Below are 20,392 nucleotides of genomic sequence, written 5' to 3' on the forward strand. Positions count from 1 at the left end.
CCGCGGGTAACTGACGTTTAGTCTGTCGGTCGCCCGACTCTCATGATGGCCATGGGAGCAACAAAAAAAGGAGCCACGACCATGCGCGCCGTCCTCCTCATCATTATTGTGGCAATCCTGGCTGCCCTCGTGGCGCTCGCGACCGGGCTGCTGCACGTCACTCAGGAACAGGACGCGAGAGCGCCCCAAGTCAGTGCAACGCACAACGGCGTAACCGCCAAAGGCGGCCAGCCGCCGGCGTTCGAGATCGAGACCGGGTCGGTCGAGGTCGGCACCCGCAAGGCCACCGTCAAGGTGCCCGACCTGCGGGTGAGGCCGCCAGCCGACGCGCCCGCCAACCAGGTTACGGCTCCGGCCGCAAATAACAGCTAGCTGTAAAGGCGCTGCCGCTGCGCTAGCGGTGAGGGCAGATGAGCTTTCCAATGCCCATGCCGATGCGCCGCGCGCTAGACCTTGCCGCGGAGGCCGCCGCTGCTGGCGAGGTACCCGTTGGGGCCGTGGTGACGCGCGGAGACCAAATCGTCACGGAGACTCGCAATGCCATGCGTGCGTTGTTCGACCCGACCGCGCATGCCGAGATGCAGGCGATCCGCGAGGCAGCCGAGGTTCTCGGGACCTCAAGGTTAGACGATTGCACATTATGGGTGACGCTGGAGCCGTGCGCGATGTGCGCTGCGGCGATTGCCATCGCGCGCTTGAAAGCGCTCCGCTTCGCTGCGGATGACCTGAAAGGGGGCGGCGTCGTGAATGGCCCACGGATATTCAGCCAAGCGACGTGCCATCATCGGCCGGACGTGTTGGGCGGTATCGGCGAGGACGAGGCCGCGGCCTTGCTTCGCGACTTCTTCGCTAAGCGCCGTTAGCGGAGTAGACTATCGGAAGGCGACGACGCGCAGCTCGACGCGGCGGTTGGCCGCTTGCTGCGTGTCGCTGACGTCCGGATTGAACAGTGGAGCGCTCTCTCCGAGTCCTTTGGACGCAATCCGCGCCCGCGCCACGCCGTGCCCGGCCAGGAAAGCAGCGACGGCCGCGGCGCGCTTCTGCGACAGGTTCAGGTTGTACTCGGCGGAGCCAACCGTGTCGGTGTGGGCAAGCACGTCGACGTAGGTGGCCTTGAACAGCTTGAGCGTCCGCGACAGCTCCAGCAGTGTCGCGTCGAACTCGGGCCGGATTGCCGAACTGTTTGATTCGAAAGTGAAGCTGGACGGAATGCGGATGAGCAGGCCGTCGGGCATGTTGAGGACGTCGACACCGATCCCTGCCGTCTGGGTACGAAGCTGCTGCTCCAGATGCTGCATCGTCACCGGCGCTTCCGAGGGAGTCAGCGGGCGGATCTTTGCGGCGCGCATCTTCGCCGCCCGTGATTTGCGGCCACCGATTACGTCCGAATTCAGGTAGGCGGCGCTAAGGCCCAGCGCAGTGAACGCGGCGGGGCGGGGCATGGCTGGCGGTGGACCGCCTCCAAATCCACCCATGCCGCATGCCGACAGCGCGAGCGCGGCGGCTGGAGCGAGGACTGCGGCAAGGCGGGACGAGCGCATAAACTAAGCTCCGAATGAGACTGTCAGGAGGAACATGAAACCGGCGCGGCAGCCGAGTGGTTCCGCCTGTGCAACCAACGCGTATTGTGAACCCCCGCCGACAGGCTAGACTCCGTCACAACCTCAATGAGCGATCACTTGCACCCGATACCCTGGCTCGCCGTTCTCCTTATCCTGGTCCTCGTCGTCCTCAACGGCATATTGTCGATGAGCGAACTGGCCATCGTCTCGTCGCGAGAGGCGCGGCTGAAGGCGCTCGCCAAGAACGGCAGCCGCGGCGCGCAGACCGCACTCGACCTAGCGTCGGAACCGGGGCGCTTCCTGTCCACGGTCCAGAGCGGGATCACGGCAATTACCGTTGTCGCCGGCGCATTCTCCGGAGCCAATCTGGGCGAACCCGTTGCCGAGCGGCTGGAGCTTGCGGGGCTGGCTCACGATACGGCGCATAACCTTGGCGTCGGGCTTGTGGTGGTGCTGACCACCTATCTGACGCTGGTCATTGGCGAGATCGTGCCGAAGCAGGTCGCCCTGCGTTCGCCCGAGCCGATCGCCGTCATCATGTCGCGGCCCATGCAGTGGTTGTCGAAGATCACGGCGCCCTTCGTCTGGCTGCTGGAAAACACCAGCTCGCTGATCTTCCGGCTGCTGGGGCTGGATCGCGAATCCAGGAACCACGTCACCGCCGAAGAGCTTCATTTGGTGGTTGCCGAGGCGCAGACTGCCGGCGTTCTCGAGGAGAACGAACGAGCCATCATCTCCGGCGTGGTTCGGCTGGCCGACCGGCCCGTCCGCGAGGTCATGACGCCCCGCACCGACGTGGACTGGATCGACATCGCCGCCAGCGAAGCGGAGATTCGCGACGCGCTTCTTGAAACGCAACACAGCCGGATCCCGGTGGCCGATGGCTCCGTGGAGAACATCTTCGGAGTGATCCAGGTTCGCGACGTGATGGCCGCGCTACTCGAGGCGCGCCGGCTCGATGTCCGCCAGCTCAGCCGCCACGCCCCGGTCATCCCCGACCTCATGGACGCAATGGACGCCCTTGCGGTGTTGCGAAGCGCCGATGTCCCGCTGGCGCTGGTGCACGACGAATATGGCCACTTCGATGGTATCGTCACTCCGGGCAGCATCCTCGCGGCGCTTGCCGGGACATTCGCCAACGATGTCGAGGACGGTGAGGACGCGCCGCTGGTGGAGCGTGAGGACGGAAGCTGGCTCGTTTCCGGAGCGGCAAGCGCCGATGTGCTCTCCGACCGGCTCGGCGTGCGGATGCCCGAGGAGCGCGACTACTCGACAGTGGCGGGCTTCGCGCTGTCGGTCCTCAAGCACCTCCCCGAAACCGGAGAGATCTTCCGCCATGACGGGTGGTCGTTCGAGATCGTCGACATGGACGGCCGCAAGATCGACAAGCTCATCGCTTCACGTCCCGCGAAGCGTCCGCGCGAAACGGGCGCCGGAGCCTCGGACTAAAGCTTGCCGAACGTCTGCTCGTACCCGTCGATGTCGTCGCGTGAGAGATAGGCGGCCTGCTCGACGACCCGGTCGCGGGTAAGCCGGCCGCGGAACGCGCCGAGCCGCTCGTCAAGACGCTCGATCTCGGTTGAAGTAAGCGCTGCAAGCTGATCGAAGCGGCGAAAGCCGAGCGCGTGGAGCGAGTCCGCGAGCTTGGGACCGACGCCCTTCATGCGCGTGAAATCGTCTGCAGTGTCGCCGCCCTCGTCCAATTGGCTATGCACGCGCGCGTCGAGCAGTTCGCCGGTGATGTCGCTGGTCGCGGCGGCGGCTTCCCCGGCGAGGCCGCGACCTTCCGCTGGGCGGACGTTCGCCATGTGAGGCCGGGCCGGGGTCTTGTCGCTAAGCTGGATGCGCTGGCGGGGCCGCAAAACGAGGAAGGCCACCGCCACGACCGCCAACAGGGCCACAAGGACGATCGGCCAGTAATTCGTCAGAACATCCATCAATCACCAACTCCATTGCGCGTTGTAGCGGCGGCGAAGCTCGACCAGATAGGCCGGCAGCAGCCCGATTGCGAAACCCAGCAGCGCCGCAATCGCCGCCTCGATGACCAGCGGCAAGCCCCCGCCAGCGCTATCCCACCTTGCGGTGCTGACGCCCGGCAAGTCGCTAAGGACTCCGGCGAGCGCGCCGCGCTGGAAATCGTCGGCAGGACCCGACAACGCCAATCGGCGGGTGAGTGGCCCGCGATGCAGGTGCGCACTGACTTGGGTCATCTCGTTATAGACCAGTGAGTCGTGTACGGACTTGTCGATCTGGGTGATGAACCGGTCGGCGCCTCCCAGCGGGCCGGTCCACAGGAACGCGGCAACGATCGTCCCGACAGCGGTGGCGATCAGCACCTTGTTGCGGCGTCTGACATACTCGGGACGACGCGAGTTCGGGCCCATGCGGAAGCCGACCAGGCCTGCGACGACTCCCGCGAGCACCCCAAAGCCAAACACCGGCCAGAAGAAGGTCCAGAAGGCGTTCATGCTTCGGCGCGCTCCAGTTCGCGCCAACCGATGTCGCGGCGATGAAAGCCATCCGCGAAGTCGATCTGGTCGACGGCGCGATAGGCGCGCGCTCGGGCGTTCGCGAAGGTGTCGGCCGCGGCGGTTACGGCGAGCACCCGGCCGCCCCTCGCAATGATCTGTGATCCGGATCGGGCGGTTCCCGCGTGGAAGACGGTAACCCCTTCGACCTGCTCCGCGGCATCGATCGCAGCGATCGCCCCGCCGCTTGCAGGTGTGCCTGGATAGCCGCGCGCGGCAACGATGACAGTGACGGCGTGCTTGCCGGAGAGCCGCGGTGGCTCGATTTCGTTCAGCCGGCCCGTCGCGACCGCGTTTAGAAGTTCGGCGAAGTCGCCATCGATCAGCGGCATGATCGCCTCGCACTCCGGGTCCCCGAAGCGCACATTATACTCGATGAGCTTGGGTCCGTCGGCGGTCAGCATCAGCCCTGCGTAAAGAACTCCGACGAACGGGGTCCCGGCAGCCGCAAGCGCCCGGACGGTCGGTTGAACGATCTCGTCCATCGCGCGCTGCTCAAGGTCCGGCGTAAGCACCGGCGCAGGCGAATAGGCACCCATGCCGCCGGTGTTCGGGCCCGTGTCGCCTTCGCCGACCCGCTTGTGGTCTTGCGCGGAGGCAAGCGGCACGGCGGTTTCGCCGTCGACGAGCGCGAACAGGCTGGCTTCCTCGCCGTCCAGGAATTCCTCGATGACCAGCGGTCCGTCGCCAGCTGCATCGATCGCTTGCTCAGCTTCGTCGTGGGTCATTGCGACCGTGACACCCTTGCCGGCGGCGAGCCCGTCGGCCTTGATCACTACCGGGATGCCGAACCGATCGAGCGCGGTATGGGCGTCGGCCGCGCGATTGACGCGCACATAGTCGGCCGTCGGAATTCCGTTGGCTCGGCAGAGATCCTTTGTGAACCCTTTCGAGCCCTCGAGCTGCGCGGGGGCCGCGTTCGGGCCGAACACCGCGATACCCGCGGCGCGCAGCGCATCGGCGACACCGGCCACCAGCGGCGCCTCTGCTCCGACGACCACGAGGTCTGTGCCGCTGTTACGCGCGAGCTCGACTACGGCCGCAGGGTCGCATGGGTCGGCTGCCACGCACTCCGCCCAGCGCGCGATTCCTGGATTGCCGGGTGCGGCGAGCAGTTGGCCGCAGCTCGGCGATTGCCTAAGTCGCCACGCGAGCGCATCCTCGCGTCCGCCCGAGCCCAGCAGCAGAATATTCATGGATCTCCCCGACGACACGCGTGCCGGTCTGTTAGCGAACGTCGCTCGCGGCGACAATTCGCCCGCGCTCACCGTCACGGAGCTGTCGGGAGCCCTCAAGCGAACGATCGAGACCACGTTCGGCCAGGTTCGGGTGCGCGGCGAAATCAGCGGGTTCAAGCGCCACTCGTCGGGTCATTGCTATTTCAGCCTCAAGGACGAGTCCGCCTGCATGGACGCTGTGATCTGGCGGACGAGCGCCGGTGCCTTGGCGTTCAAGCCGGAGGACGGCGCGGAGGTCATCGCCACCGGCAAGCTGACGACATACCCCGGCCGCTCCAAGTACCAGATCGTCGTTGATCGGCTCGAGCTTGCCGGTGAGGGCGCGCTGCTCGCCCTGCTCGAGAGGCGGCGCAAGGCTTTGGCTGCGGAGGGCCTGTTCGCCCCGGAGCGCAAGCGCCAGTTGCCGTTCCTGCCGCGAGTGATCGGCGTTGTGACCTCGCCGACCGGAGCGGTCATCCGCGACATCCTCCACCGCTTGGCTGACCGCTGTCCGACCCATGTCATCGTTTGGCCGGTGCCCGTGCAGGGGGAGGGTGCTGCTGCGAAAGTCGCGGCTGCAATCCGCGGCTTCGCCGCGATCGAGCCCGGCGGACGGGTGCCGAGACCCGACCTGCTGATCGTCGCGCGCGGCGGCGGCTCGATCGAGGACCTGTGGGCCTTCAACGAGGAAGAGGTCGTGCGTGCGGCCGCCGAATCGCCGATCCCGCTTATCTCCGCAGTTGGGCACGAGACGGACACCACCTTGATCGATCATGCGTCCGATCTTCGCGCGCCCACGCCTACGGCTGCGGCGGAACTGGCCGTGCCCGTTCGGACCGAGCTGCTCGCGCAACTGAACGAACTCACCCACCGTGCGCACAATTGTCTGGCGCGAAAGTCGGACCGATCCCGCGAACGTTTCGAGCTGACGGTGTGCCGCTGGCCCGAGCCGCAAGCGCTGTTCGCCCCCGCTGCACAGCGACTCGACGATGCTGGCGAGCGCCTGCCACGGTCGCTAGCGGCGCGGGCAGGGAATGCGCGTGCCGACATGAACCTGGTTGCGGCCCGCCTCCGCCGCGAACTTCTCGACCAGCGAGTCGCGCGCTTGTCGGACCGGCTGGAAGCGGCATGGAAGATGGCGGGGCTGGTCCACCCCGATCGGCCGCTCAGCCGCGGGTTCGTCCGGGTCAGCGCACGCGATGGCCGAACGCTTACGCGCGCGGGCGATGCGCGCGCGGAGAATCTGGTGACCCTGCAGTTCGCCGATGGCGCGGTCGGAGCGACGGTGGACGCGACGGCTCCCCCCAAGGCGGTTGAGCGCAAGCCGCGCCGTTCCTACATCGCCCCGCAGCCGGGCCTCTTCGACGGACCCGAGGAGTAAAGCGATGCTGATGACCGGTAGCGGTAGGGCCGCGCGAGTCCATTACCTGCCAGGGACGTTCAGGCTGCTCTCCGACGGCGACCATGTGGTGTGCGCCGTGAGCGGCCAGCGCATCCCCCTGCACGAGCTTCGCTACTGGAGCGTCGAGCGCCAGGAGCCGTATCTGGACGCGGAAACCAGCCTCAAGGCAGAGCAGAAGCGGAGCACCCGCTGACTACTCGTTAGTTAGGGCTAACGGCGCTTTCGCCCCTCCAAATGGCGCTGTGCTCAATTTGTCACACGCTCGTTACGATTTTATTCAGGCACCGCCAGTCGGATTGCACGGTTGTCAGCTTTCGTCTTACGAGACCCCATTGCCGAAGCCCCCAAGGGTTTCGGCGCAGTCTTCTTGGCGCATGGAAGCGCCGGAATGAGGGGAATCAAATGTCAAAATTCAGTTCGAAGGGCACGTTGCTCGTCACGACTGTTCTGGCGGGAATGGCCTTTTCCGCTCCCGCGTACGCGCAGGACGCGACGAACCAGGCAACGCCTCCGGGCACGCTGCCTCCGCAGCAGACGTCGCCGAACGAGGCGACGACGGCCCCGACTCCGGGGACGCCTGCCTCGCAGGCTCCGCAACAGAATACGAACACTCCGCCCGCGAACCCGCAGCAGGAAATCATCGTCACCGGTTCGCTCCTGCGCACCACGACGACTGAGACTCCGTCGCCGGTTACCGTTCTCTCGGCTCAGACGCTTGCCCAGCGCGGTATCAACACCGTGTCTGAAGCGACGCAGCGCCTCTCGGCCAACAACGCCGGCACGATCACGGCGGGCTGGAACACCGGCTTCAACTTCGCGAGCGGCGCCAACGCTCCTTCACTGCGTGGTCTTACCGTGCAGGACACTGTCAGCTTGTTCGACGGCCTCCGCATGGCCGTCTATCCGCTCGCCGACGACGGCCAGCGCAACTTCGTCGATCTGAACACGATCCCGACCGGAGTCATTGACCGCATCGAAGTGCTGCGCGACGGCGCGTCCTCGACGTACGGCGCCGACGCGATTGCGGGCGTGGTGAACATCATCACGAAGAAGCAGGTCCGCGGTCTGCACGTGAACGGATCGTACGGCATTTCGCAGCGCGGTGACGCGGGCGAAAAGCACGTCGACGCAACCTGGGGCTACGGCGATCTCACGAACCAGGGCTTCAACGTCTACGTGAGCGGCGAGTATCAGAAGAACAACGCGCTCTGGGCGCGTGACCGGGGCTTCCCGTTCAACACGCAGGACCTCAGCAGCATCTGCAACTCCGACAACTCCTGCATGTCGAACCTTAACTGGAACGGCGTCAGCCAGAGCGGCGCCTACAACGGCAACATCTCGGTCCCGGGCGTAACTTGGGTCCGCCCGGAAAGCGCTCCGGGTTCCGCCACGGGCGCTGGCCAGTTCCAATTCCTCAATCCGGGCGCTGGGTGCCGAGGCTTCGACGAGGTCCATCCGACGGGCGTCGCAAGCGTTCCGGTCCTCAACGGCGTGCAGACTTCGTGCGAAGTGAACTTCCAGCATGACTACATCATGCTGCAGCCGCAGATTAAGCGGCGCGGTCTCACCGCTCGTGCGACGTTCCACCCTGCGGAAGGTCATGAGGTCTACATCGAAGGTAACGCCTACTGGACGGACACCTTCGCGTCGTTCACTCCGCTGGGCTTCAACGGCACTCCGACCCCGCCGATCCCCGCGACGCTGGGCGCCTACAACGTCATGCTGCCCGTCTATGTCTGCCCGACCGGCGTTGGTACTCGTACCGGCACTGGGACTGGCTGCGACGCCACCAACGGCGTGCTCAACCCGTACAACCCATTCGCAGCCAATGGTCAGACGGCCCAGGCGTTCGTTCGGAGCACGCGTCCCCGCACGGTCACGACCAACGCTCGTGCTCTGCGCGTGGCGGCAGGTGCCAGCGGAACGTTCCTCGACGGCTTCAACTACAACGTTGAATTCACCGCTTCGGACGTTCGCCTGAAGGTGAAGCAGAAGGGCTATCTGATCCCGCAGCGGATCGCGACGGCCGTTGCTCGCGGCGAGATCAACTTCAACGATCTCGAGGCAACTCCGGATAACATCTGGGATTACATCTCGCCGACCAACCGGACCACGTCGGACTCCAGCCTGTGGATGGCGAACGGCACGATCTCCAGAAACCTGTTCGCGCTTCCTGGCGGCGACCTGGGTCTGGCGGTCGGTGCGGCTTACATCCATGAGTCGCTTACCAATCCGAGCGCCAACCCGCCGATCCTCGACGAATTCGGCAACCCGGATCCGACTGCCAACCAGTACGATCGCTACTACAGCATCAACGCTGTGGGCGCGCAGGGTCGCCGCAACGTCAAGTCGGCTTACTTCGAGTTGAACGCTCCGTTCTTCGACATCCGTCAGAACGGCTTCGGCGCGGAGGTGAATGTCTCAGGCCGTTACGACAAGTACAGCACCGGTCAGCACAGCTTCTCGCCGAAAGTGGGCGTCAAAGTCACCCCGGTGAAGGAGATCGCTCTCCGCGGCACCTGGTCCAAGGGCTTCCGTATTCCGAGCTTCAACGAGGCATTCGGTACTCCGACGACAGGTTACGTCTCGCGTACGCTTGATTGCACGAACGCGACGTTCGCTGCGTTCTGCGCGGCACACGGGAACAATACTTATGCGTCGAACGCCTTTCCGCTCGGCCTGACCCAGACCGGTAATCCGGCGCTGGAGCCAGAGAAGTCGACGAACCTCACGGCTGGCGTGATCTTCCAGCCCATTCGCCCGCTCAGCCTCACGGTCGATTTCTGGAAGATCAAGATCAAGAACCTGATCATCGGTTCGTCGCCTGAGCAGCAGGCTGCTGCGTTCACCCAGTACTACAGCAACAACGGTGTGGTGAACGTGCCGGGCGTTACCGTTCTTCCGGGCACGCCTGACCCTGCTTTCCCGAATGCGCTTCCCCAGATCGGCTTTATCGCGGCCCCGTTCCAGAACGCGGACAGCGAGACGGTGCAGGGTGTCGATTTCGGTGCGAACGCTCGCTTCAACTTCGGTGGTATCCGTTGGACGAGCAACCTGGAGGCCTCCTACCTCCAGAAGTTCGCGGTCAGGAGCGGTGGTGTGACCACTCGCTACGACGGCTCGCTCAGCCCGTGTAACATTACGTCGTGCTCGGGTGCTCCCAAGTGGCGTGGCAACTGGCAGAACACCTTCGACTTCGGCAACACGACGCTGTCGGCGACGGTGTACTACACCAGCGGCTACGGCAACGAGTCGACGGACTTCGGTGCGACCCGCGGCGACTGCCAGAGCGGCCTCGCCTTCGGCTCGGTCATCGCGTACGAGGATGGCACGCCGGTTCGCTGCCGCGCCAAGCCGGTCTGGAACGTCGACTTCACGGCTGCTCAGAAGATCAACGACAGCCTGACGATCTACGCCAACGTGCTGAACGTGCTGGACATCGACGCACCGTTCGACCCGAGCGCCGCTTACGGCCTGTTCAACTACAATCCGGCATGGGCTCAGCCGAACATCATCGGCCGCTACTTCCGAATCGGTGCGAAGCTCGACCTTAACCCGGCTCCGTACGTAGCTCCGGCTGCGGAATACGTGGCTCCGCCGCCCCCGCCGCCGCCTGCGGCTCCGGCGACGCAGACCTGCCCGGACGGTTCGGTGATCCTGGCGACGGACGTCTGCCCGGCGCCGCCGCCGCCGCCGCCGCCGGTCGTGAACGGCGAGCGCGGCCAGTAAGACTGACGCTTGATCAAAGGGGAGGGCGGTGCTTCGGCACCGCCCTTTTTTTCGACGAACGGTTGCCAGTCGAAACTTGCGCGCGGGGCTAGTGGTCTTTAGGTCTAACCGGCTGACAATCCTGGAGATTAGCATGTTCCGCCTGACGCTTGGTTGCACCCTCCTGCTTGCGGTGCCCGCCGCAGCTCAGTCCACTGCTTCCGCACCAGCGGCACCAGCCACGCAGCAGCCGATCCCTCCCGCGAAAGAGAAGAAGGTCTGCAAGGTCGACACGTCGACTGGCTCCATCATGCCCAAGCGCAGTTGCAAGACGGTAAGCGAGTGGAATGCTATCGCTGGCGCCGCTCGCGCCGTGCCGGATGATCTGCGTCAGTGGCAGCAGACGCAGCGCACGGTCAGCGGAAACCGCTAAACGCGCAACTGATGGGGCTTACTCGGCCGCGGCGCGGAATTCGTCGCTGGCAGGGCTCAACAGCAGCCGCCCGTCACCCTCATCGACCCGAACGGTTGAGCCGTCGGGCACCTCGCCCGAGAGGATCAAGTCCGCGAGCGGGTCCTGCAGGTACTTCTGCACCGCCCGCTTCAGCGGCCGCGCGCCGTACACGGGGTCGTAGCCCACGCGGCCCAACCAGGCGCGCGCCGCGTCCGTCAGTTCGACGCGGATCTTGCGGTCCTCGAGCAGCTTGCCGAGGCGCCCGAGCTGTATGTCGACGATCGGCCCCATGTGCCCGGCGCTTAGCCGGTGGAACAGTATGATCTCGTCGAGTCGGTTGAGGAATTCCGGCCGGAAGTGGCTGCGGACGACTTCCATCACCTGCGGCTCGACCTTCTCGACTGGTTCGTCCTCCCCGAGGCCCGCGAGATACTGGCTGCCGAGGTTCGACGTCAGGATGATGATCGTGTTGGTGAAGTCTACGGTGCGTCCCTGGCCGTCAGTCAGCCGACCGTCGTCGAGCACCTGCAGGAGCACGTTGAACACGTCGCCGTGCGCCTTTTCGACCTCGTCGAACAGGACGACCTGATAGGGCCGCCGCCGCACGGCTTCGGTGAGGACGCCGCCCTCCTCGTAGCCGACGTAACCCGGAGGAGCGCCGATCAGGCGTGCGACGGCATGCTTCTCCATGAACTCGGACATGTCGATGCGGACCATCGCCGATGAGTCGTCGAACAGGAATTCGGCTAGGGCTTTGGTAAGCTCGGTCTTGCCGACGCCGGTGGGCCCGAGGAACAGGAACGAGCCCAGCGGCCGGTTCGGATCCTGCAACCCGGCCCGCGCCCGGCGGACCGCAGCGGATACGGCCTTCACCGCGTCCTGCTGCCCGATCACGCGGGCGCCGATCGTGGCTTCCATCTGGAGCAGCTTCTCGCGCTCGCCTTCCATCATCCGCTCGGCGGGAACGCCGGTCCAGCGGCTGACCACGCCGGCAATGTCCTGATCGGTCACTTCCTCGCGCAGCATTGCGCCCTTGGTGACCGCCTGCGCCTCGGCAAGCTGCTTCTCGAGTTCGGGGATGCGCCCGTATTGAAGCTCGCCGGCCTTGGCGAGGTCGCCGCCGCGCTGCGCCTGTTCCAGCTCCAGCCGGGCGGCGTCGAGCTGCTCCTTGAGCTTCGCTTCGGCGGAGATCTTCTCCTTCTCGGCCTGCCAGCGCTGAGTCAGTTCGGCCGACTGCTGCTCGAGGTTGGCAAGCTCCGACTCCAGCTTGGTCAGCCGGTCCTTGGACGCGCGGTCCTGTTCCTTCTTCAGCGCCTCGCGCTCGATCTTGAGCTGGATGATGCGCCGGTCGAGATTCTCGATCTCTTCGGGCTTGGACTCCACCTCCATGCGAATGCGGCTCGCTGCCTCGTCCATCAGGTCGATCGCCTTGTCGGGCAGGAAGCGGTCGGTGATGTAGCGGTTGCTAAGCGTCGCGGCGGCAACGATTGCCGCGTCGGTGATGCGGACGCCGTGGTGAAGCTCGTACTTCTCTTTGAGGCCGCGAAGGATCGAAATGGTGTCGGGAACGCTCGGCTCGCCGACGAACACGGGCTGGAAGCGCCGCTCGAGCGCCGCGTCCTTCTCGATATACTTGCGATATTCGTCGAGCGTGGTCGCGCCGATGCAGTGGAGCTCGCCGCGGGCGAGGGCGGGCTTCAGGAGATTGCCCGCGTCCATCGCGCCTTCGCCTTTCCCCGCGCCGACCAACGTGTGCATCTCGTCAATAAACAGGATGATGTCGCCCGCAGCCTGCCGCACCTCGTCGAGCACGCCTTTCAGGCGCTCCTCGAACTCGCCGCGATACTTCGCGCCGGCGATCAGCGACCCCATGTCGAGCGCGAGCAGCTTCCTGTCCTTGATGCCGTCGGGCACGTCGCCGTTGGTGATGCGCAGGGCCAGGCCTTCGGCGATCGCGGTCTTGCCCACGCCCGGATCGCCGATCAGCACCGGATTGTTCTTGGTTCGGCGGGCAAGCACCTGGATTGTGCGGCGGATCTCCTCGTCGCGGCCGATGACCGGATCGAGCTTGCCCTCGCGTGCCGCCTCGGTGAGGTCGCGGGAGTATTTCTTCAGGGCGTCGTAGCGGTCTTCGGCGCCCTGCGTGTCCGCCGTGCGCCCGCCGCGCAGCTTGTCGATTGCTGCGTTCAGTCCCTGCGCAGTAACCCCCGCACGCTGCAGAGCCGCGCCAACGTCCGTCTTGGCTGCCAGAGCCATCGCCAACACAATCCGCTCTACGGTGACGTAGCTGTCGCCCGCCTTGGTGGCGATCTGCTCGGCCTGGTCGATGATCCGGATCGTGTCGCCGTCGAGCCCGGGCGCCTGCGTGGCGCCGCTGCCGGTCACTGCCGGCACCTTGGCGACCAGCGTGTCTGCCTCCCGCTTGGCAACTTTGGCATCGCCGCCCGCGGCTTCGATCAAGCCGGCAGCCATCCCCTGCTCGTCATCGAGCAGCGCCTTCAGCAGGTGAGCCGGAACAATACGCTGGTGATGCTCGCGAACGGCGATCGTCTGGGCGGCCTGGATGAAGCCGCGCGCTCGGTCCGTGAGCTTGTCGAAATCCATAGATCGTAATCCCTCCTTGGTTCGACAGGCATATTGGTGTTGCACAACGGCAACACAAGACCTCCGCGCTAGTGCGCTGGACCAGCCCGAGCGCCCTGTGGCGATGTCGCGGGCGGGGTCGTTGTTGCGGGCGACGTTTCGGCCGGCGCAGGCTGTGCAGCAAGTGGCTGGCCCACCGACGCGGCGTCTTCCGGATGGATGAGCGCGGGGCACTCGGCGGCGACCGCAGGGTCCATATTCCAGCGGCGGAACTTGGTACTGTCGATGTGGAAACGAAGGAAGGCGTAGAAGCCGAGCCCTGCATTGTAGGGTGCGCCGTGGCGTGAATGGATGCCGCACAGGGTGCGCATCAGCTCCACGCGCGTCGTAGGCCGAAGCGGCACCAGGTCTATGGCGGAATCAAGCTTGTGCGCGCTCTCAGGAGCGCCGCCGGCGCACTTGTTGAGGATCGGGTTGCGGTAGACGGAGACCGCCTCGACGGGACCCACGGCGGGGATCACGTAGTCCCTGACGTATCGCAGGGTCTGGATCATGTGCGGCCACTCGGTGCTCGGCGGCACCTCGAAGGGCTGGCCGCCGCATTCCCGCCAGGACGTGGCGGTCCGCAGCAGTTGCCAGGTGGGCAACACGCCGCTCACCTGAGCCAAGGCGAAGTAGTCGTTCAGCGCCTTCACTTGCCCGGCCCGCCACGGCGCGGCGAGATACCAGGAGCGGTAACCCGGCTCGTCCTGTCCCGCAGTCACGTAGGCGGCTGCAGGATCCCATCCCTGCACCGCTGCGGGCGGAGCCGATGGCAGCGTCGTCTGTGCCGGAGCGAGTGTGGAAAAGCCGGTGGCCAGCGCGAGTAGCAGATGCATGGTCGGACCATAGTCCGCCAGCCAGCCTTGAAAAGCGCAGAACGGCGGCCCACTGTATTAGGTCTATGTCACAGCCCATCGAAGTCGATCTCCCGCACACCCTCGGCAAGGACGAGGCGCGGCGCCGAATCGCCAACAACATCCACCGCCTGGCGGAGCACATCCCCGGCGGAGCGAACGTCGAGTCCGGGTGGACGGGCGACCAGCTCAACATGCGCGTGCAGGCCATGGGCGATGCGGTTCAGGCAACCGTCGACGTGCAGGAAACCAAGGTGCACGTGCGGGTTCTGCTGCCCGGATTGCTCGGCATGTTCTCGGCGCCTTTCCAGGCAGCGCTGCAGGCGAAGGGCAGCGTGCTGCTCGAGGATCACCACAAGGGCTGACGCTTTTCCGTCCAGCCGCTAAGCAGGCGGCGGAAGGAAGCATTCGAATGCGGCATTTCGCGATCGTCGGCTCGGGTCCTGCGGGCTTCTACACGGCGGAGGCGCTGCAGCGTGCCTATGGCGATAGCGCCCGCATCGACATCATCGACCGCTTCCCGGTGCCGTACGGCCTCATTCGCTTCGGCGTGGCGCCGGATCATCAATCGCTGAAGGCGGTCAGCAAGCGCTATGACAAGGTGGCCGAAAGCGCCGGCGTCGACTTCGTCGGCAATGTGACCGTTGGCCGCGATGTCTCCGTTCCCGAGTTGCTCGACCTTTACGATGCGGTGATCCTCGCAACCGGGGCGCCGCACGACCGTAAGCTCGGAGTTCCGGGCGAGGACTTGCCGGGCGTCTGCGGGTCCGCCGAGTTCGTCGGCTGGTACAACGGACATCCGGATTTCGCCGACCTTGACCCGCCGCTCAACGGCACCGACGCGGTGGTCGTTGGCAACGGCAATGTCGCACTCGATTGCGCGCGCATTTTATCGAAGACCCGCGAGGAGTTTCATGGCTCCGACATCGTCGGCCACGCGCTCGACGCTCTCCACGGCTCGTCGATACGCACGGTCACCATCCTCGGCCGCCGCGGTCCGCACCAGATTGCGATGACACCCAAGGAGCTTGGCGAACTGGGGCACCTCAAGGCCGCGGTACCGATCGTCGAGACCGACGACTTCCCGCCAGCATCAGCGGACGAAGCGCTTGAGCCAGGGCTTCGCAAGTCCGTCAGCCTGCTGCGCGGCTTTGCCGGCCTACAACCCGACAAGCCGCAGCGGATCGTATTCGACTTCTTCGCGCGCCCTGTTGCTGTTGAAGGCAGCGGCAAGGTCGAGCGGATCGTCGTCGAGAGAACCGCCCTCGACGAGACCGGCGCTGCCCGCGGCACCGGGGAGACGTACTCGGTGCCCGCGTCACTAGTGATCACCGCTATTGGCTATTCCACACCGCCTATCGACGGCGTCCCCTATGACGAGCGCGGCGGTAAATTCCTGAATGAAAGAGGCCACATCAGCGATCGCCTGTATGCAGTCGGCTGGGCGCGGCGCGGTCCGAGCGGTACGATTGGGACTAACCGCCCGGACGGCTATGAGGTCGCCGATCAGGTGGCTGCCGAGATGCCCGCGGCAGGATCATCGGATCGCGCCGGCGTCGCAGGGCTGAAGAGGCTGCTCGCCGCTCGTGGAGTGATGGCAACCGACTATGACGACTGGCGCAAGATCGAAGAGGCCGAGGTGGCGCAAGCTCGGCCGGGCGCCCCGCGCGAGAAGTTCGTCCGCACCGACCATTGGCTGGGCACGCTCGGCCGCTGACGGCCTTCGCTTGCGTTCCCGAGAACCCCCATCTATCTAGCCGCGGCCTTGGCTCCCGCCGCGACCTGGTCGCAACAGCGGGTTCCGGTCGGGGAGTAGCTCAGCCTGGTAGAGCACTGTCTTCGGGAGGCAGGGGCCGGAGGTTCGAATCCTCTCTCCCCGACCAACTTGGAAAAAGCGTGGAAATCGAGCAGCTTAGCTACAACGAGCCGCTCGACTCTATACTCTACAATATACAATCGCGAGCGTGAGTGAAGGGGCCAGTTGCGTCCCTCAGTCCGCCACCAAGGGCCCAAATAGTGCCGGATCAGGGCGGCCGTTGAACAGTAGACATGGGCTCTCGTAAAAGTCGATCGTGTGAGAGGCGATGATGGATGCACCGTCATGCTCAGCCGCGGCGTCTAAAGCCTGTTCCACAGCAGCTTCATAATGGCCCAGGTGATTGCTTCTGTGCCTATAGCTCGCGCGCTTGCCATCCTCTCGCTCGAAGCCGAGGTCAAACATTGCGTCATCAATGAACTGGCATAAAATGTCGGTGTCGCAGGTCCAGTCGTCTTCCGACTGATCGATAAGGTTAAAAGTCACGGTATTCATTCAGTACTCCAAAAGCCGTAGTATACATCAATACAAGCCGTAGGTTAACGGTTAGTCGTTTCTTTTTAGTGGAGTGTTGTTCGTTGCATGGCAGCTTTACTATACTGTCGCACATCCAGAGGAAGGTCATCATTGGGCGACGGATCAGTCCCAGCCCCCGAGCCTCAAATCGCGCCTGAGAGGCCCGAAATGGGCTACGGTTGGAATGGGAAGTCGTGTGGCCCAGCTAGCAACGGACGCTGAGTTGCTCTCGATGGGAGCTATTCGACCGCCAACCCCGGAGAGGCTGATCTGACCCTTATTAGCCCAGGCGGCGTTTCGGCAGACTCCGCTATATCACCCACAGAAATTTCATGTTCCCTCTTTGTTCTGAATCCGACCTATGCCATAGTGCTGAAGTTGTCAGCTTAAGGCCGCCCGCATGCAGAACCGTTCCCACGCAGTTATGGCTCAAAGGACAGAGGCCAAGGACAGCCCTGACGACTTTCCAACGCCGCCTTGGGCGACCAGAGCGCTGATCGAGCATGTGTTGCTGCCGCGCTCGCCCGGCCTGCGAAACCAAACGTGCCTCGAACCAGCTTGCGGCGCGGGACACATGGATAAGGTGTTGCGAGAGTATTTTGCCGATACGTCGGCGTCAGACAAATTCGATTACGGTTACGGTAAAGAGTTGGATTTTCAGATCGCCCCTTACGGACTGTCTTCATTCGATTGGGTAATCACAAACCCGCCTTTCAATTTGGCCGAAGACTTCATCAACCGCGCCAGAAAAATTGCCCGCCGCGGGGTCGCAATTCTGGCTAGAACCGTCTTCATCGAAAGCGTTGGCCGTTACGAACGGTTATTCCTGCCCGAGCCGCCCGCCGCCTTTGCTCAATTTGTAGAACGCGTTCCGATGGTGAAGGGGCGGTTGGACAAGAAGGCTTCGACCGCAACCGGGTATGCTTGGTTCGTGTGGCTAAATGAGCCGGTGACCTCGACGGAATTGGTTTGGATTCCCCCGTGCCGGAAGTCGCTCGAAAGAACCCAGGACTATGATATGCCAGCTAGTCGGCGGAAGGTTGCCGTAGGTCAGCGGGAGCTGTTCGAAGCTTATGGCGATACTGGATATCTTAAAGCCACAGGTTGATGCCACTGTTGACGCATTAGCGGCAGTTGAATTCAGACCAGACCCGATAGCCGGGACGCTTTTCTCTCGAATGACCAGCGTCCTAAGCTCGGCCTACAAAAGGCACGGCCCCATCATTGAGCGGGCAATCGTTGAGTGCTTGAACCAGAGCGACCGCTACACAGTTTGGGGTGTCGATAGGTTCGGCGTCCAACAGCAAGCTTCGACAACGGTTGCCGCAGCGGGGAATAACCCGGAAACACTAGCCAACACGCATTTGCCCTACGTTGGGGACCATGCCGGGGATGCACACCTTCAGATAGACGCCGTGGTTTTCGACCACCAGACTGGCATCGTTTCCTCTTACGAGATTAAGCGCGGCAACGGCTCCTTCGATGCCGGGAAGCAGCGCTCCATGAAGCGAGATGCGCTGCTCTCCAAAGTGCTCCTGAGGAACCACTGCATTTCACGTGGGCATGAAGCCGTGGACAGCAGGGCGTTCATCATCTTTTATTACGGCATCCGGTCAATTCCCGCTCCTCTCGGCATCATCGGCCAAGAGTTAGACGCGCACTTTGGGATCCCAGTGTGGGATGAAGTCGAAACGGTGAACGCCTATTTTCGCAGCCGACTTTTCCAGATTATCTCCCAGTAGGCGGACGCACCTCTGCCGCTCGGCTTGACACATGGCTAGCTCGGTCGATCATGGAAGTGCCGGATCGCCAAATGCCAGAATTGAGGAAGCTCATGGCCAAAAATCATCGCGTGTTCATCGCATTTCCTATCGAAGACAAATGGGCCCGCGACCGGCTAGTTGGACAAGCGTCCAATGAACGCACCCCGTTCGAGTTTGTTGATATGTCGGTGAAGCAGCCTTGGGAAACTGACTGGGAAAGCCGCTGCCGAACACGCATCAAAGGTTGCGACGGGGTAATCGCGTTTGTGACGCGCAACACCGCCAGAGCAACGGGCGAGCTATTTGAAATTGCGACTGCGAAAGCGGAGCGGGTGCCCATAATGGGCATGTATGCAACGCAGGACAATCGGCCCACTTCACTACCCTCTCAGCTTAGCGGCGTCCCAGTCGTTGATTGGACTTGGCCGAATATAACCAATTTCCTGAGCCGACTTTGACCGCTCCAAAGCTGGACAGGGAAGCCGCGACGCGCGAAGCCTCAGAGCGCCTAGAAATCTACAAGTTGCTCGTTGAGATGGCCGACCGAGTCAGCTTGCGTCGGCAAGCAGCGAACAGCTTTTATTTGTCTGTGAACACGCTGATCGTCGGGGGTTCAGCCCTTCTCCGAACGATGAAGCTGGAGGCGGGCAACAGCGTTGTTATTGCTGTTGCCGGTATCGCGATCAGCGTTCTTTGGGCGCGTAGCATCGCCAGCTATGCATCGCTCAATGACGCAAAGTTTGGCGTGATCAACGAGTTAGAAAAGACCCTCGCTGTTCAGCCGTTCGCTGACGAGTGGGCCAGATTGCATCCTGCCGAAGACGCACCAGCGGAAGCTACAAAAAAGCGCCACCGTCCGTTTCATACGGTCGAGGTGTGGATACCAGCGGTATTCATCTTGCTTTACTTTATTCAAATCGCCGTCAACGTCCCATGGCACTCAATCTGTGCGGCTGTGTCACACATGCTTTCGCCAAAATAGGATGTGCCATCGCATCGTGCGCCATTCCCCGGGTTCTATCCCGGCTGCTCCGCTAAACTAGTAAATGGGCGCGTTAACCCGGCTGTTAGGCGGAAAAGGGCCTCTCCCGGCTAGTGGATCTGCTATTGGAACAATATTTTTGCGGTAAGTTTTACCAGCGAAAACAACTTGTTATGAATGAAGTTTGGCTGCCTCCGTCTCCGCGCATAAACTCTAAACGGCTGTTGCCCTCTGAATGGCAGCCCGTGAGACTCCGTATTCCTTCGCCAGAACGCCGAGGGAAGCGCCTTTCAAGCGCTTCGCTCTTACCGCTGCTTTATCGATGTTCGACAAGGCTGACGGCCGCCCCAGCTGCTTACCGGACGCCTTCGCTCGCTTCAGTCCAGCTTGAGTCCTTTCAATCAGCAGGTCCCGTTCGAATTCGGCCACAGCAGCGATAACTCCCATGGTCATCTTCCCGGCCGCACTGGTGAGGTCCACTCCGCCCAAAGACAGGCAATGAACCCGGACACCTTCTGATGCGAGTTGCTCGACCGTCGCCCGGAGGTCCATTGCATTCCGACCGAGCCGGTCCAGCTTGGTGACCACGAGCACGTCACCTGACTCCAGCTTGTCCACGAGCTTGGCGAAGCCCTTGCGCTCCTTTGCGGGAGTGGAGCCGGAGACGGTCTCAGTGACAACTCGTTTAGGTTCGACCCTAAACCCAGCCGCTTCAATCTCTCGAACTTGGTTGTCAGTGGTTTGGTCAGAAGTGCTCACTCGGCAGTAGGCGAAAGTACGAGCCACGACTCATCTCCTGTATCGGAATGGTAGCTCGTTATTGATCGTGTATCGAAAAGAGTCGAGTCCAAGTTTTCGATACAGCTTAGAGCCGTGTATCGGAAACGAACAATTTCGACCGACGCCATCACCCGCGAGGCCGGGCTAGTTTTCCCGGACAAACGTAGATCATAGTCACGGGGGTT

Annotated in this window: 21 protein-coding genes and 1 tRNA gene; 14 read left to right on the forward strand and 8 right to left on the reverse strand. The window is 63.4% G+C overall.

Annotated elements, in window-relative coordinates; translation table 11 throughout:
- Nucleotides 1-81 precede the first annotated feature (81 nt).
- Together ACUXST_RS06825 and ACUXST_RS06830 are read left to right on the forward strand one after the other, a co-directional pair.
- Entirely contained in the window at nt 82-372 is a 291-nt protein-coding gene (locus ACUXST_RS06825) for a hypothetical protein (protein WP_458389219.1), read from the forward strand.
- A gap of 50 nt (nt 373-422) precedes the next feature.
- Nucleotides 423-863 carry a nucleoside deaminase gene (locus ACUXST_RS06830; protein WP_458389220.1) on the forward strand — a complete coding sequence of 147 codons (441 nt, stop codon included), beginning with the start codon at nt 423-425 and terminating at the stop codon, nt 861-863.
- Between the two features lie 9 nt (nt 864-872).
- Here the strand turns inward: ACUXST_RS06830 and ACUXST_RS06835 are convergent, their stop codons facing one another.
- Entirely contained in the window at nt 873-1,541 is a 669-nt protein-coding gene (locus ACUXST_RS06835) for an OmpA family protein (RefSeq protein WP_458389221.1), read from the reverse strand.
- 138 nt (nt 1,542-1,679) lie between these two features.
- On the opposite strand from ACUXST_RS06835, the gene ACUXST_RS06840 reads away from it, so the two are divergent.
- Entirely contained in the window at nt 1,680-3,011 is a 1,332-nt protein-coding gene (locus tag ACUXST_RS06840) for a hemolysin family protein (RefSeq protein ID WP_458389222.1), read from the forward strand.
- On the opposite strand, the gene ACUXST_RS06845 is transcribed toward ACUXST_RS06840, so the two are convergent.
- The 3 genes from ACUXST_RS06845 to purD are packed head-to-tail and all read right to left on the reverse strand — an operon-like array spanning nt 3,008 to nt 5,286.
- Complete coding sequence (locus ACUXST_RS06845; RefSeq protein WP_458389223.1) at nt 3,008-3,499, reverse strand: hypothetical protein; 492 nt, start codon at nt 3,497-3,499, stop codon at nt 3,008-3,010. The genes ACUXST_RS06840 and ACUXST_RS06845 overlap by 4 nt on opposite strands.
- 3 nt (nt 3,500-3,502) lie before the next feature.
- Complete coding sequence (locus tag ACUXST_RS06850) at nt 3,503-4,030, reverse strand: hypothetical protein (protein WP_458389224.1); 528 nt, start codon at nt 4,028-4,030, stop codon at nt 3,503-3,505.
- Nucleotides 4,027-5,286, reverse strand: a complete 1,260-nt coding sequence (gene purD / locus ACUXST_RS06855) for a phosphoribosylamine--glycine ligase (RefSeq protein WP_458389225.1) — start codon at nt 5,284-5,286, stop codon at nt 4,027-4,029. Before purD ends, ACUXST_RS06850 begins: the two co-directional genes overlap by 4 nt.
- Between purD and xseA the strand changes: the two genes are divergently transcribed.
- From xseA to ACUXST_RS06875, 4 genes are all read left to right on the forward strand, one after another.
- Complete coding sequence (xseA, locus tag ACUXST_RS06860) at nt 5,285-6,688, forward strand: exodeoxyribonuclease VII large subunit (protein ID WP_458389226.1); 1,404 nt, start codon at nt 5,285-5,287, stop codon at nt 6,686-6,688. The genes purD and xseA overlap by 2 nt on opposite strands.
- 4 nt (nt 6,689-6,692) lie before the next feature.
- Nucleotides 6,693-6,902, forward strand: a complete 210-nt coding sequence (locus ACUXST_RS06865; protein ID WP_458389227.1) for a DUF2093 domain-containing protein — start codon at nt 6,693-6,695, stop codon at nt 6,900-6,902.
- Between the two features lie 209 nt (nt 6,903-7,111).
- Nucleotides 7,112-10,438, forward strand: a complete 3,327-nt coding sequence (locus ACUXST_RS06870) for a TonB-dependent receptor plug domain-containing protein (RefSeq protein ID WP_458389228.1) — start codon at nt 7,112-7,114, stop codon at nt 10,436-10,438.
- 133 nt (nt 10,439-10,571) lie between these two features.
- Entirely contained in the window at nt 10,572-10,850 is a 279-nt protein-coding gene (locus ACUXST_RS06875; RefSeq protein WP_458389229.1) for a hypothetical protein, read from the forward strand.
- An 18-nt stretch (nt 10,851-10,868) separates the two neighbouring features.
- Here ACUXST_RS06875 and clpB read toward each other — a convergent pair whose 3' ends face one another.
- The gene (clpB, locus tag ACUXST_RS06880; protein WP_458389230.1) at nt 10,869-13,475 is read right to left on the reverse strand and encodes an ATP-dependent chaperone ClpB; all 2,607 of its coding nucleotides are present in this window, start codon (nt 13,473-13,475) and stop codon (nt 10,869-10,871) included.
- 68 nt (nt 13,476-13,543) lie between these two features.
- Entirely contained in the window at nt 13,544-14,332 is a 789-nt protein-coding gene (locus ACUXST_RS06885; protein ID WP_458389231.1) for a hypothetical protein, read from the reverse strand.
- A 65-nt stretch (nt 14,333-14,397) separates the two neighbouring features.
- On the opposite strand from ACUXST_RS06885, the gene ACUXST_RS06890 reads away from it, so the two are divergent.
- The 3 genes from ACUXST_RS06890 (at nt 14,398) to ACUXST_RS06900 (ending at nt 16,233) form a co-directional block, all read left to right on the forward strand.
- Entirely contained in the window at nt 14,398-14,715 is a 318-nt protein-coding gene (locus tag ACUXST_RS06890; protein WP_458389232.1) for a polyhydroxyalkanoic acid system family protein, read from the forward strand.
- Nucleotides 14,716-14,762: 47 nt separating this feature from the next.
- Complete coding sequence (locus ACUXST_RS06895; RefSeq protein ID WP_458389233.1) at nt 14,763-16,067, forward strand: FAD-dependent oxidoreductase; 1,305 nt, start codon at nt 14,763-14,765, stop codon at nt 16,065-16,067.
- An 89-nt stretch (nt 16,068-16,156) separates the two neighbouring features.
- A tRNA-Pro gene (locus ACUXST_RS06900) sits at nt 16,157-16,233 on the forward strand.
- Nucleotides 16,234-16,340: 107 nt separating this feature from the next.
- Here the strand turns inward: ACUXST_RS06900 and ACUXST_RS06905 are convergent.
- Nucleotides 16,341-16,661, reverse strand: coding sequence for a hypothetical protein (locus ACUXST_RS06905; protein ID WP_458389234.1), 321 nt, complete (start codon nt 16,659-16,661; stop codon nt 16,341-16,343).
- Between the two features lie 595 nt (nt 16,662-17,256).
- Between ACUXST_RS06905 and ACUXST_RS06910 the strand changes: the two genes are divergently transcribed.
- The 4 genes from ACUXST_RS06910 to ACUXST_RS06925 are packed head-to-tail and all read left to right on the forward strand — an operon-like array spanning nt 17,257 to nt 19,427.
- A complete protein-coding gene (locus tag ACUXST_RS06910; protein WP_458389235.1) occupies nt 17,257-17,790 on the forward strand; it encodes a hypothetical protein in 534 nt (177 codons plus the stop codon).
- Nucleotides 17,756-18,424: a hypothetical protein gene (locus tag ACUXST_RS06915; protein WP_458389236.1), complete on the forward strand. Its 669-nt coding sequence runs from the start codon at nt 17,756-17,758 to the stop codon at nt 18,422-18,424. The genes ACUXST_RS06910 and ACUXST_RS06915 overlap by 35 nt, the downstream gene beginning before the upstream one ends.
- A gap of 50 nt (nt 18,425-18,474) precedes the next feature.
- Nucleotides 18,475-18,903, forward strand: coding sequence for a hypothetical protein (locus tag ACUXST_RS06920; RefSeq protein WP_458389237.1), 429 nt, complete (start codon nt 18,475-18,477; stop codon nt 18,901-18,903).
- The gene (locus tag ACUXST_RS06925; protein ID WP_458389238.1) at nt 18,867-19,427 is read left to right on the forward strand and encodes a RipA family octameric membrane protein; all 561 of its coding nucleotides are present in this window, start codon (nt 18,867-18,869) and stop codon (nt 19,425-19,427) included. Before ACUXST_RS06920 ends, ACUXST_RS06925 begins: the two co-directional genes overlap by 37 nt.
- Before the next feature lie 213 nt (nt 19,428-19,640).
- On the opposite strand, the gene ACUXST_RS06930 is transcribed toward ACUXST_RS06925, so the two are convergent.
- Nucleotides 19,641-20,213, reverse strand: coding sequence for a recombinase family protein (locus ACUXST_RS06930; RefSeq protein WP_458389239.1), 573 nt, complete (start codon nt 20,211-20,213; stop codon nt 19,641-19,643).
- Nucleotides 20,214-20,392 lie beyond the last annotated feature (179 nt).

Source organism: Sphingomonas sp. F9_3S_D5_B_2, from assembly GCF_054263715.1.

Excerpts from the sequence above, each read along its gene's own strand:
- ACUXST_RS06850 (WP_458389224.1), bottom strand. The coding sequence starts at position 4,030 with ATGAACGCCTTCTGGACCTTCTTCTGGCCGGTGTTTGGCTTTGGGGTG.
- ACUXST_RS06845 (WP_458389223.1), bottom strand. The coding sequence starts at position 3,499 with ATGGATGTTCTGACGAATTACTGGCCGATCGTCCTTGTGGCCCTGTTG.
- ACUXST_RS06865 (WP_458389227.1), top strand. The coding sequence starts at position 6,693 with ATGCTGATGACCGGTAGCGGTAGGGCCGCGCGAGTCCATTACCTGCCA.
- ACUXST_RS06885 (WP_458389231.1), bottom strand. The coding sequence starts at position 14,332 with ATGCATCTGCTACTCGCGCTGGCCACCGGCTTTTCCACACTCGCTCCG.
- ACUXST_RS06825 (WP_458389219.1), top strand. The coding sequence starts at position 82 with ATGCGCGCCGTCCTCCTCATCATTATTGTGGCAATCCTGGCTGCCCTC.
- ACUXST_RS06920 (WP_458389237.1), top strand. The coding sequence starts at position 18,475 with ATGGAAGTGCCGGATCGCCAAATGCCAGAATTGAGGAAGCTCATGGCC.
- ACUXST_RS06915 (WP_458389236.1), top strand. The coding sequence starts at position 17,756 with ATGGCGATACTGGATATCTTAAAGCCACAGGTTGATGCCACTGTTGAC.
- ACUXST_RS06895 (WP_458389233.1), top strand. The coding sequence starts at position 14,763 with ATGCGGCATTTCGCGATCGTCGGCTCGGGTCCTGCGGGCTTCTACACG.
- ACUXST_RS06910 (WP_458389235.1), top strand. The coding sequence starts at position 17,257 with ATGGATAAGGTGTTGCGAGAGTATTTTGCCGATACGTCGGCGTCAGAC.
- ACUXST_RS06870 (WP_458389228.1), top strand. The coding sequence starts at position 7,112 with ATGTCAAAATTCAGTTCGAAGGGCACGTTGCTCGTCACGACTGTTCTG.
- ACUXST_RS06905 (WP_458389234.1), bottom strand. The coding sequence starts at position 16,661 with ATGAATACCGTGACTTTTAACCTTATCGATCAGTCGGAAGACGACTGG.
- ACUXST_RS06830 (WP_458389220.1), top strand. The coding sequence starts at position 423 with ATGCCCATGCCGATGCGCCGCGCGCTAGACCTTGCCGCGGAGGCCGCC.
- ACUXST_RS06835 (WP_458389221.1), bottom strand. The coding sequence starts at position 1,541 with ATGCGCTCGTCCCGCCTTGCCGCAGTCCTCGCTCCAGCCGCCGCGCTC.
- ACUXST_RS06875 (WP_458389229.1), top strand. The coding sequence starts at position 10,572 with ATGTTCCGCCTGACGCTTGGTTGCACCCTCCTGCTTGCGGTGCCCGCC.
- xseA (WP_458389226.1), top strand. The coding sequence starts at position 5,285 with ATGGATCTCCCCGACGACACGCGTGCCGGTCTGTTAGCGAACGTCGCT.
- ACUXST_RS06890 (WP_458389232.1), top strand. The coding sequence starts at position 14,398 with ATGTCACAGCCCATCGAAGTCGATCTCCCGCACACCCTCGGCAAGGAC.
- clpB (WP_458389230.1), bottom strand. The coding sequence starts at position 13,475 with ATGGATTTCGACAAGCTCACGGACCGAGCGCGCGGCTTCATCCAGGCC.
- purD (WP_458389225.1), bottom strand. The coding sequence starts at position 5,286 with ATGAATATTCTGCTGCTGGGCTCGGGCGGACGCGAGGATGCGCTCGCG.